The following is a 17551-nucleotide window of genomic DNA, read 5'->3' as shown; positions in this document are numbered from 1 at the left end:
GCGGCCAGCTCGATAGATATTGAGAATGGCTGATCTCGAAAGCGAAGTGAGCATGCGGCAGGCCAGCGCCGCCTTGCCCGCTGCCGGTCAGGCCGGCTGCGCGCTCGGCCTTGCGCTGCGCACCAACGCCATCAGCATCAGCACGAAAACCAAAGCGACGGCCGCAAGCAGGGCGCAGGTGATGATCGTCGGGGCGGCGCCGGCGCGGTCGAGAATGGCTGTGAAGATGACGGGCGCAATGGCGTTGGCGAGATTCTGCGGCATCGAGAGGCGGGCGGCCTGCAACCCGTATTCCCTGGCCGAGAAGAGGGCGAGCGGCAGCAGCGCGCGGGCAACAGCCAGCACGCCGGAGCCAAAACCGTAGAGCAGCACGAAGGTGACGAGCAGCGGCGTCGACGGCGGGACGATGAAGAGCATCAGGAAGCTGAACAGCATGAGGCTGACGCCCATAACCGACGTGAGGATCGGATTGCCGCGCTTGCCGAGCAGCATGTCGAGCGCCCGCGCCGAAATGCCGATGACGCCGCGGGCCGAACCAAGTTGCAGGGCAAGGGCCGGCGATGCGCCGGTCTGGCGGAAGATTTCGAGCAGGGATGGCGAGACGCCGAAGGTGATGAAGGTGCAGAGCGTGGTGGAGATGGCAATCAGCAGAAAAGCCTTGCGGCGGTCGGCTGGCGAAAGCTCCACCGGCGCCGTCTCGGCGGCTGCGCCCTGCGTATGGCTGGCTACCGGTTTCGGCAGGCCGAAGAGATGCAGCGGCAGGCAGACGAGCAATTGCAGGCCGGCCGAGACGAGAAAAGTAACGCGCCAGCCGAAATTCTCGTTGAGCAGCGTCAGGACCGGCCAGAAAATGGTGGCCGAGAGACCGGTAAACAGCATGAGGATGGAAATGACCCGTTTGCCATTGACCCCTTCGCGCTCCACGACGGCCGTATAGCAGGGCGCCGAAAGGCCAAGCGCGCCGCCAAAGCCGATAACGACCCAGGCGATGGCATAGACGACGATGTTTGTCGTGGCGGCAAGCAGCAGCAGGCCGATCGCGAAGGTGATTGACGAGGCGGCGAGCACTTTTGCCGCGCCATAACGGCCAAGCCAGCGCCCGGTGACCGGACCGGCAAAAGCGCTGATCACCATCATGATCGTCAGGCCGGCAAAAATCGCTTCATTCGGAAGCCCAAGTGCCGGCGCGATGACGCGGCCCATGACGCCAAGCATATCGAAGGTGGTGCCCCAGCCGACAAGCTGAGTGACGGCGAGCACGCCAACTGTCTGCGCCGTACGGATCGAGAATGATTTCTGCATGATTCTGAAATTGAATGGATGAAGGCGGGAACGCGATAGCAGCTTCAACCATACGGCGAAAGGTTCGATCGGACAAATGCAGCACGAATTTGGTGGATGCCGAGATTTCCGTTGCAATGAAAAGGCATGCGGCCATCATTCAGGATTCAAGCATATTTCGCGCAATAGTCGAGAATTATTTTAAAATTCCCGCATTACCGTGCATTCATTTGCCATTCAGGTCGCGTGAGTACATATTCGGGCCAAGTTGGATTACATTGAAAGCACAGCACATGGCCTCTCCTCTGAGCGTCGCAGCACTGGCCGCCGGACTGGCGGTTTCGGCGCCCTCACCGGACGATACGCACACGCTTGTCCTGCGTGTGGCTGGCGATTGCAGCGCCGCAGCCCAGCAGGTCGTGGAGGAAACCGGAGGCCAACTTCTCTCCGTGCAGCCGGTGGGTGACAAGTGCATCATCACCGTTCTCGTTCAGGGCAACGGCCAGCGTCCGCGCAAGGTGACGGTAAAGGTTCCGATGTAAGCGGAATCGGCTTATTCAAGGTTCCAGTGATTTGCAGCGGAAGAAGGCGAAGCGATGCGCATTCTGGTAGTCGAAGACGATGTCAATCTGAACCGGCAGCTCAGCGACACGCTGAAAGAGGCGGGCTATGTCGTCGATCAGGCGTTCGACGGCGAGGAGGGCCATTTTCTTGGTGATACCGAGCCCTATGATGCAATCATCCTCGATATCGGCCTTCCGGAAATGGATGGCGTGACCGTGCTTGAAAAATGGCGCGGCGCCGGCCGCACCGTGCCGGTGCTGATCCTGACCGCCCGCGACCGCTGGAGCGACAAGGTTGCCGGCATCGATGCGGGCGCCGACGATTATGTGACCAAGCCCTTCCATGTCGAAGAGGTGCTCGCCCGCATTCGTGCGTTGATCCGCCGTGCGGCCGGCCATGCCTCCTCCGAAATCGTCTGCGGTCCGGTGCGCCTCGACACCAAGACCTCGAAGGCGATCGTCAACGGCGCGACGCTGAAGCTCACCTCGCATGAATATCGCCTGCTGGCCTATCTCATGCATCATATGGGCGAGGTGGTCTCGCGCACGGAGCTGGTCGAGCATATGTACGATCAGGATTTCGACCGCGATTCCAATACGATCGAGGTCTTTGTCGGCCGCCTGCGCAAGAAGATGGGTGTCGATCTGATCGAAACGGTGCGCGGTCTCGGTTACCGCATCCAAGCGCCGACCAATGCGAATTAAGTCGCTCACCGCACGCGTGCTGCTTCTGACCACAGTCTGGTCGACGGTGGCGCTGGTGGTGATCGGCCTGTTGATCTCGACGCTCTATCGGCGCAGTGCCGAGCGCGGCTTTCAGGATTTGCTGCGCGCCCAGCTCTACAACGTCATCAATTCCGTGACGATCGGCGATCAGGGCGCTCTCTCCGGCAGCCCGCAGCTCGGCGATCTGCGCTTCGCTCAGCCGAAGACCGGCTGGTATTGGGTGGTAGAGCCACTCGGCACCTATACGACCGCGCCGCTCGTCTCACCCTCGTTGGGTTCGGCGACCATCCCTGTTCTGTCGGTCGTCGAAGCGCCCTTCGACAAGAATTACGAGCGCTATTATCAGGTGACGGACGCAGCCGGGAACCGGGTGCAGGTAGCGGAAACCGAAGTGGTGCTCGATACCGATGGTCGCGCAGCGCGCTTCCGCGTGACAGGCAATGTCGATGTCGTGGAGGATGACGTCCGCAATTTCTCCCACCGGCTTTATCTCGCGCTTGCCGGCTTTGGTGTCGGCAGTCTCATCGTCAACGCGCTCGCCATTCTCTATGGCCTCAAGCCGCTCGACAAGGCGCGCGCCGCTCTGGAGCGTATCCGCGCCGGCGAAAGCGAGCAGCTGAAGGGCGATTTCCCGCGCGAGATCCTGCCGCTTGCCAATGAGGTCAATGCGCTGATCGACAGCAACCGCCGCATCGTCGAGCGCGCCCGTATGCAGGTCGGCAATCTCGCCCATTCGCTGAAGACGCCCATTGCCGTGCTGCTCAATGAGGCGCGTGTGCTCGACAGGTCGCATGGCGATCTGGTGCGCAACCAGGCGGAAGCCATGCAGGGGCAGGTGCAGTCCTATCTGAACCGCGCTCGTATTGCCGCCCAGCGCGAATCCGTGCTCGCCCGCACCGAGGCCGAACCGGCGCTGGAGCGGCTGGTGCGCGTCATGCGCCGCCTGAATGTCGAGACCGAATTCGAACTGGTCGTCCAGCCGCCGCATCTGGCCGTCGCCATGGAACAGCAGGATCTCGAAGAGACCGTCGGCAACCTCCTGGAAAACGCCGCGCGCTTTGCAAAGAGCAAGGTGCGCCTCTCGGCCGTCGAGGCCGGCGAAGATGTCAAGGGAACGGAAGCAAGCGCCCGAAAGCACTGGGTGGAGCTTTCTGTCGAGGATGACGGTCCGGGTCTGGAGCCCGACCAGATCCGCGAAGCGCTGAAGCGCGGCCGAAGGCTGGATGAGAGCAAGCCCGGCACCGGCCTCGGCCTTTCCATCGTCACCGAAATTTCCAATGAATACCAGGGCCGATTAGAGCTCTCGCGCGGAGAGTGGGGCGGGCTGAAAGCCAAGCTTATCTTGCCGGGTGTGACAAAGGATGTTGCATGAGCAACTGCTTGATGTCACAAAGATAGTGGCAAATGTATAGCATGCTTTGCCTTAATGCTGACACGGGGACTCTGCACTTCGATCGGCTGATAATCCACCCCTGATCGTGGTTCGATTGCAATGACTCTACGTTGGCAAGGCATGATCGTTTCTTCCCTTATCGCCGCCGTCGCGCTCTCTGGCTGCACGACGACGAAGGGTGCCGCTTCGCGCGGTCTTTTTGGCGGCGGCAAGCCCCCGGCTTCGGCAGCCTTCATCTCGGCGTTACAGGGCGGCATCGTCGCCCGCACCGGTGTGCAGCTGAGCGATAGCGACAAGCAGCGGGCACTGGAAGCCGAATATCGAGCGCTGGAAGGCGCTGCCGTCGGCCAGCCAGTCACCTGGACTGGCCGCGAAGCGAAAGGCAGCGTCGTAGCGGCGGCGCCGTATCAGGTCGGCTCGCAGAATTGCCGACAGTACACCCATACTGTCACTGTCGATGGCAAGGATACGCTCGCGCGCGGTGCGGCCTGCCGCAACGAGAATGGCACCTGGTCGCCGCTGGGCTGAGCTCTGTCGCCCGTTATCCTTGCGGCCAAAAGCCTCAAATCTTCGTCAACATGGCATTGGCAGTTGGAATGAGGGCGCGCTTCAAGTAATTGGGCCGATATGCTGTTCTGGATTCTTGTGGCCTTCCTGACGGCGGCCGTTGCCGCCATCCTGCTTTACCCTCTTCTGCGTGGAGCGAAGGCGGCTGAGAATACGCGTGCTGGCGAGGCCGCTGTCTATCGCGACCAGTTGCTTGAACTCGATCGGGATCTGGCCGGCGGCTTGATCAGCGCTGAAGAGGCCGATTATGCGCGCGCCGAAATCGGCCGGCGCCTGATCGCCGTTTCCGGTGTTGCCCCGGCAGGGAAGAGCAAACCCCTTAGGCATCACCGTGTTACCGAAGCCTTCATCGTGCTGCTCCTGCCGATCATCGGGCTCTGTCTTTACATGAATACCGGAAGGCCCGAACTGCCATCGCAGCCGCTGCAGGCGCGGCTTGCCAATCCCGGCAATGACATCGCCGTTCTCGTTGCCAAGGCGGAACGGCATCTGGCGCAAAATCCTGACGACGGCAAGGGCTGGGATGTGCTGGCGCCGATCTATTTCAACACCATGCGGGCCTCCGATGCCGAGACCGCCTATCGCAACGCCATCCGCCTGCTGGGTCCGAGCCCGGCGCGCCTCGATGGCCTCGCCGAAACGCTGATGGCAATCGCCGAGGGCGTGGTGACGGAAGATGCCCGCAAGATACTGGAACAATCGCTCTCCCTGGAGCCGAACAATCCGCGGGCGCGTTTCTACATTGCGCTGAGCCTGGAGCAGGCGGGCAAGTCGGATGAGGCTCGTGGCGCCTTCGAGGAATTGGCGAAGCAATCTCCGGCCGATGCGCCATGGCTGCCGCTGGTCAACGAGCACATTGCCAAGAACGGCGGCACGGCGGTGGCAGCACAAGTACCGCCTGCCGCACAATCGGCAGCACCCGGCGGACCGACCGCCGAGGATGTCGCGGCGGCCGAGACGATGAGCAGCGGTGATCGCCAGCAGATGATCCGCACCATGGTGGAAAGCCTCGATGCCAAACTGTCTGCCGATCCCAACAATTTTGACGGCTGGATGCGTCTTATCCGCTCTTACGCCGTTTTAAACGACAAGGATCGCGCTGCAGATGCCCTGAAGCGCGGGCTTGCGGCCTTCCCGGCCCCAGGGGAAGAGGGCAAACAATTGCTGGCGCTGGCGAAAGAACTTGGCATTGCCGCGGACGGATCGGTGGCCAGGGAAGGAAAGAGTGAATGACGCGCAAGCAGAAACGCCTGGCGGTGATTGCCGGCGGCATGGGCTTCATTGCTGCTGCCGTGCTGCTCGTCATGTTCGCCTTCAGCCAGTCGGTCGCCTATTTCTACATGCCGGGTGATCTCGCCCATAACCCGATCGCGCCGGGCACCCGCATCCGCCTCGGCGGCCTGGTCGGAGCGGGCAGTGTGATGCGTGGCGAGGGCTCGGTGGTGCGTTTTGCGGTGACCGATCCGAGCGGTGAGATCGTCAATGTCCGCTATCAGGGCATATTGCCGGACCTGTTTCGCGAAGGGCAGGGTGTGGTGACCGAAGGCACGTTCGAAACCGGCAGCAATGTCTTTACCGCCGACACCGTGCTTGCCAAGCATGACGAGACCTACATGCCGAAGGACGTCGCCGACAAGCTGAAGGCACAAGGCCTGTGGGAAGAGGGCAAGGGCGCCGCACCGCAAGGCGAGGCAGCAAAGGGCCAGGAAGCCCAAGGACAACAGACAAGGGCGACGCGATGATCATCGAGATCGGCCACTATGCGCTGGTTCTGGCGCTCGCAACGGCAATCGTCTTGTCGGTCGTGCCCCTCATCGGTGCCAGGCGCGGCGATCAGGCGATGATGGATGTGGCGCCCTTGGGCTCCATCCTGCTCTTTGGCCTTGTCGCCTTCTCCTTCGGCGTGCTCACCTATGCGCATGTCGTCTCCGACTTCTCGGTCCAGAACGTCTGGGAGAACTCGCACTCGCTGGTGCCGCTGATCTACAAATATTCCGGCGTCTGGGGCAATCACGAGGGCTCGATGATGCTCTGGCTCCTGATCCTGTCGCTGTTCAGCGCGCTGGTGGCGATCTTCGGCCGCAATCTGCCCGATAGGCTGAAGGCCAATGTGCTCTCGGTCCAGGCCTGGATCTCGGTCGCCTTCATCCTCTTCATCCTGTTGACCTCCAATCCCTTCATCCGCCTCGATCCGGCCCCGGCCGAAGGCAAGGATCTGAACCCGGTGTTGCAGGATGTCGGCCTCGCCATTCATCCGCCGCTGCTCTATCTCGGTTATGTCGGCTTCTCGGTCTGCTTCTCCTTTGCCGTTGCCGCCCTCTTGGACGGCCGCATCGATGCCGCCTGGGCGCGCTGGGTGCGGCCCTGGACGCTGGCGGCCTGGACCTTCCTGACGCTCGGCATCGCCATGGGCTCCTACTGGGCCTATTACGAACTCGGCTGGGGCGGCTGGTGGTTCTGGGATCCGGTGGAAAATGCCTCCTTCATGCCCTGGCTTGCCGGCACGGCACTGCTGCACTCGGCCCTCGTCATGGAAAAGCGCGAGGCCTTGAAGATCTGGACGGTGCTGCTCGCCATCCTCACCTTCTCGCTGTCGCTGATGGGCACCTTCCTGGTGCGCTCCGGCGTCCTGACCTCGGTGCATGCCTTCGCCAGCGACCCGAGCCGCGGCGTCTTCATCCTCTGCATCCTGTTGATCTTCATCGGCGGGGCGCTGTCGCTGTTTGCCTTGCGCGCTCCGCTACTGTCGGCCGGCGGTCTGTTTGCGCCGATCTCGCGCGAGGGGGCGCTCGTCGTCAACAACCTGATCCTGACGGTTGCCTGCGGCACGGTTCTGACCGGCACGCTTTATCCGCTGGTGCTGGAAACCCTGACCGGCGACAAGATCTCGGTCGGCCCGCCCTTCTTCAACCTGACCTTCGGCCTGCTGATGGCGCCGCTGCTCGTCATCGTGCCCTTCGGGCCGCTGCTTTCCTGGAAACGCGGCGATCTGCTCGGCGCCCTGCAGCGGCTTTATGTCGTGGCCGGCCTCGCCTTCGTCGCCGCCCTGGTCTTCTTCTATATCGAACATGGCGGTCCGGTCATGGCCATGCTCGGCCTTGCCGCCGGTCTGTTCTTGATCCTGGGCGCGGCCGCCGATCTCTGGTATCGCGCCGGCATCGGCAAGGTGAAGGTCGATATTGCCTGGCGGCGGCTGACCGGCCTGCCGCGTTCGGCCTTCGGCACGGCGCTTGCCCATGCCGGCCTTGGCATCACCGTGCTCGGCATCGTCGCCGTGACCACCTTCCAGACCGAGCATGTGATCGAGATGAAGCAGGGCCAGGCGACGGAAGCCGGCGGCTACAGCATCGTCTTTGACGGCATGCAGCCGGCGACCGGCCCGAACTATACCGAGGATCGCGGCCACTTCTCGATCCGCCGTGCCGGCGCCGAGATCGCCGATGTCTGGTCGGCCAAGCGCCTCTACACCGCAAGGCAGATGCCGACGACGGAGGCCGGCATCCTGACCTTCGGGCTCAGCCAGCTCTATGTGTCGCTCGGCGACGCCACCCATGACGGCGGCATCGTCGTGCGCATCTGGTGGAAGCCGTTCATTCTGTGCATCTGGGGCGGGGCGCTCGTCATGGCGCTCGGCGGCTTCGTCTCGCTCAGCGACCGGCGCCTGCGGGTCGGGGCGCCGAGCAGGAAGGCGAAGGCAAAGACCGGCAAGCCGGCAGCACCGGCCATGGAGCCGGCGGAATGATGCGGCGGCTCCTCCTCGCCCTGACCCTGTTGATGGCGGCCGCCCCGGCCTTCGCCGTCAACCCCGACGAGATGCTCGCCGACCCCGCCCTCGAAGCCCGCGCCCGGACGCTCTCAGCCGAACTGCGCTGCATGGTCTGCCAGAACCAGTCGATCGACGATTCCAACGCCGATCTCGCCAAGAATCTGCGCCTGCTCGTGCGCGAGCGCATTACTGATGGTGACAGCGACCAGCAGGTGCTGGACTACATCGTCTCGCGCTATGGCGAATTCGTCCTGCTGAAGCCGCGCTTCAGCATGCGAACGCTGCTCCTCTGGGGCGCGCCCGTGCTGCTGATCCTGGCCGGCGGCATCTCCCTCGTCGTCTTTGCCCGCAAGCGAGCCGGCAAGCCGACCGGAAGCAAACTCACGGCGGAAGAGCAGGAAAGGCTTGCCGAATTGCTGGAGAAGGAAGCGATCATTCCGCCAAGGCACATGACGGAATGATCGCTCCTATGTCTTGCGATAGGGAAATAGCGCCCGCACAGCCGGATCCCTTAGCCACAGCCCGCCCCACATGAACAGCCCGAGATAGATGCTGAACAGAATGTGGCTGAAGAGCGGATTTCCGGCGCGGATCTGCGTCGCCATCGCACCCAGCCCATCATCAGCACTGCGCCGAAGACGCTCGTCTGCGGGATGAGATAGAGCACGAGGCAGATAAGCTCGATCAGGCCGATCATCAGCACATAGCCGTTCGGCCAGCCGAGTTGCGTCATCGTTTCTTCGGCGACCGACAGACCCAGAAGTTTGGGCGCTATCGATGCACCAAGCATGAAGAGTGCGAAAAGCCCGGTCAGCACGCGGCCGGTCCAGATCATCGCCGTTTCATTCATCGCTGGCCCGCCGGGATCGTGTTGACCATCCAGGGCGTGCCGAAGTGATCGGTGAACATGCCGAAGCCAGGCGACCAGAAGGTTGCGTTGAAAGGCATGGTGATCCTGCCGCCTTCGGAGAGCGCGTCGAAGACCCGCTTCGTCTCTGCCGCGTCCTCGCTATGATAGGTGGCGCTGAAACCGCCCATATCCTCCTGATATCCGGGAGGGGCGTCGCAGCCCATCAGGGACTGGTCGCCGACATCGAGCCAGGCATGCATGATTTTGTCTTTGAAGGACGCATCGACCGGCACGTCGCCGGGTGCTTCGCCGAAGGTGAACATGCCCGTCAGCTTGCCGCCGAGCACTTTGGCGTAAAATTCGAAGGCCTGCCGGCATTCGCCTTTGAAAACGAGGTTCGTTACGAGTTTCATGGTCATCACTCCCTTTGATGTCCTTGCGCTGCAATCCAGCGTTCCAGCCTGCCGAAGGTGCTCTCCCAGCCATAGCGGTGCCCGGCAACGCTCTCTTCGGATCTCAGATCCGCATGGGTGAAATCCATCCGCGTGCGGCCATCGGCCAGTTCCTCGAAGACGACGGTTACGAGTGTCACGACCGGGGCGCCATCCTCATGCGATCCCTCCCACTGGAAGGTGAAGGAGAGACGCGATGGCTCCTCGATCTCCCTGTAGACACCGCTCTGCCATAGGAGGCGGCCATCTTCCGCATTCTTCAGGCAGGCACGATAAGCACCGCCGACACGCAAATCCTGTACGACACTGACGGCCGGCCATTCGACGGGGCCGAGCCAGCCGACCACCATTTCCGGCCGCGTCCAGGCAGCCCAGAGGAGCGCACGCGGCGCATTGAAGACCCGCTGCATATGCAATGTGGAGCGCGATAGCTGATCGGCCATAATTATTTCCCTGTTTGATTGAGGATGCGCATCGACATTCAGTTGCGTGGGCCGCTATCGTCCGCTCTCTGGACCTTCTGCAGGTAATCGTCCAGTCGGTCGAAGCTCGTTTCCCAGAACCGTCTGTATTGTTCCAGCCAGTCGGCAATACTCTTCATTGCCATCGGCTCGAGTCTCGCCGGCCGCCATTGCGCTTCCTTGCCCCGGCTGATCAGCCCCGCCTTTTCCAGGACCTTCAGATGTTTCGAAACGGCCGGAAGGCTCATCTCGAAGGGGGCGGCAAGTTCGTTGACGGAAGCCTCGCCTTCGGCCAGCCGCGCGATGATCGCCCGGCGTGTGGGGTCTGCGAGGGCCGCGAAAGCGGCACTCAAAGCGTCAGTCTGCATGATCTGCCTCGTATATAACTCTATGGTTAAATATAGGGCGTTGGCCTGCTTGTCAACCGATCGGTTAAATAAGGATGGGCGAACGCCTCGTCCGTCTGACGAGCGCAAAAGATTGCCGGTACATTACGAATTTTTCATCGGCTAGACAGTTCGCAGTAAGGTGTTACGTCCTATATCTCGATCATCACCGATCCGGCATTGCCTGCCGGGACGAGATCTGAACAAGAAGAGAAGGTGCTCAAATGCTGAATAAATTCCGCGGACGTCCGTCCCTCAAAACGGTGCTTCAGGCATCCACCGTTGCTGGTCTGGCTGCCGCCGTGCTCGCAACCGGTATCCCTGTCGAGATCTCCCGTTCTTACGCCGAGGCTGTCAATGTCCAGGCTCCCTCGGTTCCGAGCTTCGCCAACGTCGTTGACGCCGTTTCCCCCGCTGTCGTCTCCGTCCGTGTCGAAAGCCGCATGAAGCCTGCTTCCGATGATGGCGACGGTTTCTCCTTCGATTTCAATGGTCGCGGCTTTGACGATCTGCCCGACGCTCTGAAGCCGTTCTTCCGTCAGTTCGGCGAACAGCAAAACCGTCAGGGCCAGAACCAGCAGCGCCGCTTCGGCCATCAGGGTGAGGGCCGTCTGCGCCCGGTCGCCCAGGGCTCAGGCTTCTTCATCACCGAAGACGGCTACATCGTTACCAACAACCACGTCGTTTCCGATGGCTCGGCCTTCGTTGCCGTCATGAACGACGGTACTGAGCTTGACGCGAAGCTGATCGGCAAGGACCCGCGCACCGACCTCGCCGTGTTGAAGGTCGATGGCAAGGGCCGCAAGTTCACCTATGTGAACTGGGCCGATGACAACAAGGTTCGCGTCGGTGACTGGGTCGTCGCCGTCGGTAATCCCTTCGGCCTCGGCGGCACGGTGACGGCGGGCATCATTTCGGCCCGCGGCCGCGATATCGGCTCCGGCCCCTATGACGATTATCTGCAAGTCGACGCAGCCGTGAACCGCGGCAACTCCGGTGGCCCGACCTTCAACCTCAATGGCCAGGTTGTAGGCATCAACACCGCGATCTTCTCGCCGTCGGGTGGCAGCGTCGGTATCGCCTTCGCAATCCCGGCTTCCACCGCCAAGGATGTCGTTGCCGATCTGATGAAGGACGGTACGGTTTCCCGCGGTTACCTCGGCGTGCAGATCCAGCCGGTCACCAAGGACATTGCCGACTCCCTCGGCCTCTCCGAAGCAAGTGGCGCTCTGGTCGTTTCCGCACAGGACGGCACGCCGGGCCAGAAGGCCGGCATGAAGACCGGTGACGTCGTCACCGCCGTCAACGGCGAACCTGTCAAGGATGCGCGCGATCTCAGCCGCCGCATCGGCGCCATGACGCCGGGCAGCAAGGTCGAGCTTTCGCTATGGCGTTCCGGCAAGGCCCAGTCCGTCACCGTCGAACTCGGCACACTGCCGGCCGACCAGCAGGCCTCGGCTGACGACAACAACGACCAGCAGGAGCAGGCTCAGCCGCCGGCATCCGAAAAGGCGCTCGCCGATCTCGGCCTGACGGTCGGTCCGGCCGAAGACGGCAAGGGTCTTGCCATCACCGGCATCGATCCGAACTCCGATGCTGCCGACAAGGGCATCAAGGAAGGCGAGACGATCACCTCGGTCAACAACCAGGAAGTCTCCAGTGCTGACGATGTCGTCCGCGTCATCAACCAGGCCAAGAAGGACGGCCGCACCCGTGCGCTGTTCCAGATCCAGTCGAAGGACGGCAGCCGCTTCGTCGCCCTTCCGATCAACGGCCAAGGCTGATCTTCTGCCCCAGAATCTGGAGCCGCGCAGATGCTGCGCGGTTCCAGATTTCCAGTTCTGCCAATTTATTTAAGTTTGCCGAATTCTTCACAGCCGCCAAATTCTTCAATTATGAAGGACGCCCGCAATGACCTCTGCACCACAGGAAAACGCTTTCAGCCTTGCCGAAAAGCAGCCGGAGGGTAATGTCGGCCGAATGAAGATTCTCATCATCGAAGACGATCTGGAGGCGGCGGTCTATCTCACGAAAGCTTTTCGTGAGGCGGGTATCGTTGCCGACCATGCAAGCGACGGCGAAAGCGGCCTCTTCATGGGTTCGGAAAATACCTACGACGTCATCGTCATCGATCGTATGCTGCCGCGCCGCGATGGTCTTTCCGTCATCAGCGAGCTGCGCCGAAAGGGCATCCACACACCCGTTCTTATTCTCTCCGCCCTCGGCCAAGTCGACGACCGGGTAACGGGTCTGCGCGCCGGCGGCGACGATTACCTGCCGAAGCCCTATGCCTTCAGCGAGCTGCTCGCCCGCGTCGAAGTGCTCGGCCGCCGCAAGGGCACGCCCGATCAGGACGTCGTCTATCGCGTCGGCGATCTCGAGCTCGACCGCCTCTCGCACGAGGTCCGCCGCGGCGGCAAGGAAATCCCCCTGCAGCCGCGCGAATTCCGCCTTCTGGAATATCTCATGAAGAATGCAGGCCAGGTGGTGACCCGCACCATGCTGCTCGAAAATGTCTGGGATTACCATTTTGATCCGCAGACCAATGTCATTGACGTGCATGTCTCGCGCCTGCGCTCCAAGATCGAGAAAGACTTCAGCCAGCCGCTGCTGAAGACGATCCGCGGTGCGGGTTACATGATCAAGGACGAGGGATGAGCCGTTTCTGGGTTCTCTTCAAGTCCACAGCAGTCCGCCTTTCGGCCCTTTATATTCTGCTCTTCTCGATCTGCGCCGCGACGCTTGTCTTCTATGTGACGGCGATGTCTCAGCGGCTGCTGACCGGCCAAATCCGTGAGGCGGTCGCCCAGGAGGTGACGCAGGTCCAGCGCGCCTATGATGCCGGCGGCATGAACCTGCTGCTGCGCACGATGGAGCGCCGCGCCCGCCAGCCGGGTGCCAATCTCTATCTCATCGCCGGTCCCTCGGGCGATATCCTCGCCGGCAACGTCGCCTCGGTGCAGCCGGGCGTTTTCGAGGAGCAGGGCTGGACCTCGATACCCTTCATGTATCAGCGCTACACCGATAGCGGCGTGGTGCGGCATACGGCGATTGCCAATATCTTCGTTCTGGACAACGGCCTGCGGGTGCTGATCGGCCGCGACCTCGGCGAGCCGGAGCGTTTCCGCGTGCTGGTGCGCCAGGCACTGATGATCGCGCTTGCCATCATGGGCCTCGGCGCCATCATCATCTGGTTCGGCATCGGCCGCAACGCGTTGAAGCGCATCGACCGCATGTCGGATGCCAGCAAGAAGATCATGGCCGGCGACCTTGCGCAGCGCCTGCCGGTCGGCGGCTCCGGCGACGAGTTTGACCGTCTCTCCATCTCGCTCAACACGATGCTGGAGCGCATCGAGAAGCTGAACGAGGGCCTGCGGCAGGTCTCCGACAATATCGCCCATGACCTGAAGACGCCGCTGACGCGACTGCGCAACAAAGCGGCAGATGCGCTCGACAGCGAAAATGGCGAAGCGCGCCGCGGCGCACTGGAAGGCATCATTTCCGAATCCGACCAGCTCATCCGCACCTTCAACGCGCTGCTGATGATCTCCCGCGTCGAAGCCGGTTCTGTCGCCGCGGAAATGTCGTCGATCGAGCTGTCTGCCATCGTCGCCGATAGCGCCGAACTCTACGAGCCCGTCGCCGAAGAGGCGGGAATGGCGCTGATCTCCGAGATCGAGCCTGACATCGAGATCCAAGGCAACCGCGAACTGATCGGTCAGGCGATCTTCAATCTGATCGATAACGCGATCAAATATTCCGCTGATGCCGAGGGAGCAGGCTCGGTCTTGGTGAAGCTCAGCCGCCGCCCCGACGGCATCTGCCTCTCCGTCGCCGACCATGGCCCGGGCGTCCCTGCCGATCGGCGCGAGGATGTGCTCAAGCGTTTCGTGCGCCTGGATGAGAGCCGTTCGAAGCCAGGCACCGGCCTCGGCTTGTCGTTGGTGGAAGCGATCATGGAACTGCATGGCGGCACGCTGGAACTCTCCGACACCGAACCCAGCAATGTCGACCGACCGGGCCTCACCGTCAGCATGGTTTTCCCTGCCAAGCCAGCCTGATTTTCCTGATCATTTTCATATTGGCGCTTTCGGCTTGAGGCCCTAGTTTAATGTCGCATTGCGGCATGGCGGGGAGAGCGAATGCTGACGAAATCGAAGCACGGGCTGAAGGATGTCACCGAAGGACTTCTGCGGCCGTTGAACCAGACGGAACTGAAAGCGGCGCTGGTTGACCTGCAGGATATCGGCAAGAGTGAGCCTGTCGTCGCCAACATGCTGAAGACCGAGGGGCCGCTCCGCGATTTCGTCACCGCCGCTTTGACGCTTTCTCCCTATTTGCGCGAGATCGCCAATCTCGATCCGGCTATCCTCGTCTCAGCCATCACCGATCCACTGGAGCCGCAGATCGAGGCGCTGATTTCAGAAGCGCGCGACTGCTGGAAGCCTGACAGTGAAGGAAGCGCGCCGAACGAAGGCCAGGTGATGACGAGATTGCGCATCGTCAAGCGCAGGGTGGCCTTCCTCGTCGCCCTTGCAGATCTCGCCCGCATCTTCGACGGTCGGGCGACGACCGGCTGGCTCAGCGAACTAGCCGAGGCTTCGGTAGCGGCCGCTATCGATCACTTGCTGCTCGCCACGCATGAAAGCGGTAAGCTGAAACTGAGCAATGTAGCAGACCCAAGCGAAGGCTCCGGCTTGATCGTTCTCGGCATGGGCAAGCTCGGCGCCTTCGAGCTCAACTACTCCTCCGATATCGACCTCGTTGTCTTCTTCGACGAAGAGGCCGGCATCGTGCCCGATCCCGATGATGCGATCGAGATCTTCCCGCGCATGATGCGGCGGCTGGTGCGCATCCTGCAGGAACGCACGGCGGATGGTTATGTCTTTCGCACCGATCTTCGGCTGCGGCCCGACCCAGGCTCGACACCGCTCGCCATCCCTGTCGATGCCGCCATGATCTATTATGAGGGCAGGGGGCAGAACTGGGAGCGGGCGGCCTTCATCAAGGCCCGCGCAGTTGCCGGCGATATCGCAGCCGGCGAGCAATTCCTGCGCGGCCTCGTCCCCTTCGTCTTCCGCAAATATCTCGATTATGCGGCGATTGCCGATATCCATTCCATCAAGCGGCAGATCCACGCCCACAAGGGCCATGGCGCGATCGCCGTGAAGGGCCACAACGTCAAGCTCGGGCGCGGCGGCATCCGCGAGATCGAATTCTTCGTGCAGACCCAGCAGCTGATCGCCGGCGGCCGCATGCCGGCCCTGCGTTCCCGTGTGACGGAGGAGACGCTCGCCGAACTCACGGCGGCGAAGTGGATCGACGCGCAGACGCGCGACGAGCTGACGGAGGCCTATTGGTTCCTGAGGGACGTCGAACACCGCATCCAGATGGTGCGCGACGAGCAGACCCATCTCCTGCCGGAAACCGACGCGGAGCTGAAGCGTATCGCCTTCATGATGGGTTTTACCGATACGCCGAGCTTTTCCGAGCGGCTGGTGGAGGTCTTGAAGACCGTCGAACGTCGCTACGCCGATCTCTTCGAACAGGAAACCAAACTCTCCGTTGGGACGGGCAATCTCGTCTTCACCGGCCAGGGTGACGATCCCGATACACTGGAGACGCTGAAGAAGCTCGGCTTCGAACGCCCTTCGGATATTTCCCGCGTTATCCGCACCTGGCATTACGGCCGCTATCGCGCCACGCAATCGGTCGAGGCGCGCGAACGTCTGACGGAGCTGGCGCCCGAGCTCCTGCGCGTCTTCGGCGAAAGCAAGCGGGCGGACGAGGCGCTGCTGCGCTTCGACAGCTTCATTTCCGGCCTGCCATCCGGCATTCAGCTCTTCTCGCTGCTTGGCAGCAATCCGGCCCTGCTGTCCCTCATCGTCAACATCATGTCCTCGGCACCGAAGCTGGCGGAGGTCATTGCGGCGCGGCCGCATGTCTTTGACGGCATGCTCGATCCCGGCTTGATGGCCGAGCTTCCGACGCGCGATTATCTCGGCGAGCGGCTGAAGGCCTCGCTCGTGCAGGCGCGGCATTATGAAGAGGTGCTGGATCGGCTGCGCATCTTTGCATCCGAACAGCGCTTCCTGATCGGCATCCGCCTGCTGACAGGCTCGATCAACGGCGACATGGCCTCGCGCGCCTTCACCCATCTGGCCGACCTTATCATCGAAGCCGCGCTCAATGCGGTCATGAACGAGATACGAACGGTCCATGGCGATTACCCGGGCGGGCGCATCGCCATTGCCGGCATGGGCAAGCTCGGCAGTTTTGAGTTGACGGCGGGCTCCGACATCGACCTCATCCTGCTCTACGATTACGACGACGCGTCAGCCGAATCCGATGGCGCAAAGCCGCTCGACGCGACACGCTACTTCACCCGCATCACCCAGCGCCTGATCGCCGCTTTCTCCGCTCCGACAGCGGAAGGCGTGCTCTATGAAGTCGACATGCGCCTTCGCCCCTCCGGCAACAAGGGACCGGTCGCCACCCGCATCAATGCCTTCGGTAAGTACCAGCGCGAAGAGGCCTGGACCTGGGAACACATGGCGCTCTCCCGCGCCCGGCTGATTTGCGGCGATCCGAGTCTGATCGGCGAGGCCGAAGACATCATTGCCGACGTCCTGTCGAAAAAGCGCGATGTCGCCAAAGTCGCCCATGACGTTGCCGAGATGCGTGAGCTGATCGAAAAGGAGAAGGCGCCGGAAAATGGCTGGGATCTGAAGCTCATTCCGGGCGGTGTGGTTGATATCGAATTCATCGCCCAATATCTGGCGCTGATCGCCCCGGCAAAGGGTGTTGATACAAGGGTGAACGGCCTCACCACAGGGGCGGCGCTGAAAGCGCTGGGTTCTGGCCTGATGGCCTCCGCCGATTTGGACACCTGCCTGGAAGCCTTCGCGCTTTACACCGAGCTTTCACAGCTTATCCGCCTATGTATTGACGGCCCGTTCGATCCAAAGGACGCGCCGGCCGGCCTCATTGAACTCGTCTGCCGTGCTGGAGATTGCCCGGATATCAAGACACTCGAAGGTGAGGTGAAGCGGCTTTCCAAGGCCGTCCGCAAGATTTTTCAGACGGTGGTGAAGGTCGTCTAACCA

At 62.0% G+C, this 17551-nt stretch carries 16 protein-coding genes and 1 pseudogene; 12 read left to right on the top strand and 5 right to left on the bottom strand.

The features are described 5' to 3' along the window. Positions 1 to 87: 87 nt before the first annotated feature. Entirely contained in the window at positions 88 to 1302 is a 1215-nt protein-coding gene (locus FHX08_RS11520) for an MFS transporter (RefSeq protein WP_132652033.1), read from the bottom strand. Between the two features lie 272 nt (positions 1303 to 1574). Between FHX08_RS11520 and FHX08_RS11515 the strand changes: the two genes are divergently transcribed. The 8 genes from FHX08_RS11515 to FHX08_RS11480 all read left to right on the top strand — a co-directional run bounded on the left by FHX08_RS11515 (position 1575) and on the right by FHX08_RS11480 (position 8757). Then, positions 1575 to 1823: a hypothetical protein gene (locus FHX08_RS11515; RefSeq protein WP_132652032.1), complete on the top strand. Its 249-nt coding sequence runs from the start codon at positions 1575 to 1577 to the stop codon at positions 1821 to 1823. 54 nt (positions 1824 to 1877) lie between these two features. Beyond that, on the top strand, positions 1878 to 2549 hold the full coding sequence (locus FHX08_RS11510) for a response regulator transcription factor (RefSeq protein WP_132652031.1): 672 nt from the start codon (positions 1878 to 1880) through the stop codon (positions 2547 to 2549). Further along, on the top strand, positions 2539 to 3942 hold the full coding sequence (locus FHX08_RS11505) for a sensor histidine kinase (RefSeq protein WP_132652030.1): 1404 nt from the start codon (positions 2539 to 2541) through the stop codon (positions 3940 to 3942). Before FHX08_RS11510 ends, FHX08_RS11505 begins: the two co-directional genes overlap by 11 nt. A gap of 120 nt (positions 3943 to 4062) precedes the next feature. Then, complete coding sequence (locus FHX08_RS11500) at positions 4063 to 4491, top strand: hypothetical protein (RefSeq protein ID WP_132652029.1); 429 nt, start codon at positions 4063 to 4065, stop codon at positions 4489 to 4491. 99 nt (positions 4492 to 4590) lie between these two features. Beyond that, positions 4591 to 5763, top strand: a complete 1173-nt coding sequence (gene ccmI, locus FHX08_RS11495) for a c-type cytochrome biogenesis protein CcmI (RefSeq protein ID WP_132652028.1) — start codon at positions 4591 to 4593, stop codon at positions 5761 to 5763. Further along, a complete protein-coding gene (gene ccmE, locus FHX08_RS11490; protein WP_184327197.1) occupies positions 5760 to 6272 on the top strand; it encodes a cytochrome c maturation protein CcmE in 513 nt (170 codons plus the stop codon). Before ccmI ends, ccmE begins: the two co-directional genes overlap by 4 nt. Further along, on the top strand, positions 6269 to 8272 hold the full coding sequence (locus FHX08_RS11485; protein WP_184327196.1) for a heme lyase CcmF/NrfE family subunit: 2004 nt from the start codon (positions 6269 to 6271) through the stop codon (positions 8270 to 8272). Before ccmE ends, FHX08_RS11485 begins: the two co-directional genes overlap by 4 nt. Continuing rightward, positions 8269 to 8757 (top strand): cytochrome c-type biogenesis protein, encoded by a 489-nt coding sequence (locus FHX08_RS11480; protein ID WP_132650934.1) that lies wholly within the window; start codon positions 8269 to 8271, stop codon positions 8755 to 8757. Before FHX08_RS11485 ends, FHX08_RS11480 begins: the two co-directional genes overlap by 4 nt. A 6-nt stretch (positions 8758 to 8763) precedes the next feature. Here FHX08_RS11480 and FHX08_RS11475 read toward each other — a convergent pair. From FHX08_RS11475 to FHX08_RS11460, 4 genes and pseudogenes are all read right to left on the bottom strand, one after another. Continuing rightward, a pseudogene (locus FHX08_RS11475) lies at positions 8764 to 9146 on the bottom strand (DoxX family protein). Further along, a complete protein-coding gene (locus tag FHX08_RS11470; protein WP_132650936.1) occupies positions 9143 to 9559 on the bottom strand; it encodes a VOC family protein in 417 nt (138 codons plus the stop codon). The pseudogene FHX08_RS11475 and the gene FHX08_RS11470 overlap by 4 nt, the downstream one beginning before the upstream one ends. Before the next feature lie 5 nt (positions 9560 to 9564). After that, complete coding sequence (locus tag FHX08_RS11465) at positions 9565 to 10041, bottom strand: SRPBCC domain-containing protein (protein WP_132650937.1); 477 nt, start codon at positions 10039 to 10041, stop codon at positions 9565 to 9567. Between the two features lie 38 nt (positions 10042 to 10079). Further along, positions 10080 to 10427, bottom strand: coding sequence for an ArsR/SmtB family transcription factor (locus tag FHX08_RS11460; protein ID WP_132650938.1), 348 nt, complete (start codon positions 10425 to 10427; stop codon positions 10080 to 10082). A 242-nt stretch (positions 10428 to 10669) separates the two neighbouring features. Between FHX08_RS11460 and FHX08_RS11455 the strand changes: the two genes are divergently transcribed. The 4 genes from FHX08_RS11455 to FHX08_RS11440 all read left to right on the top strand — a co-directional run bounded on the left by FHX08_RS11455 (position 10670) and on the right by FHX08_RS11440 (position 17548). After that, positions 10670 to 12229 (top strand): Do family serine endopeptidase, encoded by a 1560-nt coding sequence (locus FHX08_RS11455; RefSeq protein ID WP_132650939.1) that lies wholly within the window; start codon positions 10670 to 10672, stop codon positions 12227 to 12229. Between the two features lie 127 nt (positions 12230 to 12356). Further along, positions 12357 to 13103, top strand: coding sequence for a response regulator transcription factor (locus FHX08_RS11450; protein ID WP_132650940.1), 747 nt, complete (start codon positions 12357 to 12359; stop codon positions 13101 to 13103). After that, positions 13100 to 14506, top strand: coding sequence for a HAMP domain-containing sensor histidine kinase (locus tag FHX08_RS11445; RefSeq protein WP_132650941.1), 1407 nt, complete (start codon positions 13100 to 13102; stop codon positions 14504 to 14506). The genes FHX08_RS11450 and FHX08_RS11445 overlap by 4 nt, the downstream gene beginning before the upstream one ends. 81 nt (positions 14507 to 14587) lie before the next feature. Then, the gene (locus tag FHX08_RS11440) at positions 14588 to 17548 is read left to right on the top strand and encodes a bifunctional [glutamine synthetase] adenylyltransferase/[glutamine synthetase]-adenylyl-L-tyrosine phosphorylase (protein ID WP_132650942.1); all 2961 of its coding nucleotides are present in this window, start codon (positions 14588 to 14590) and stop codon (positions 17546 to 17548) included. The last annotated feature ends 3 nt before the right edge of the window (positions 17549 to 17551 follow it).

Source organism: Rhizobium sp. BK529 (assembly GCF_014194105.1).
Lineage (GTDB): Bacteria > Pseudomonadota > Alphaproteobacteria > Rhizobiales > Rhizobiaceae > Rhizobium.
The sequence above is the reverse complement of the archived record's forward strand: the minus strand, read 5'-3'. Positions and strand labels throughout refer to the sequence as shown.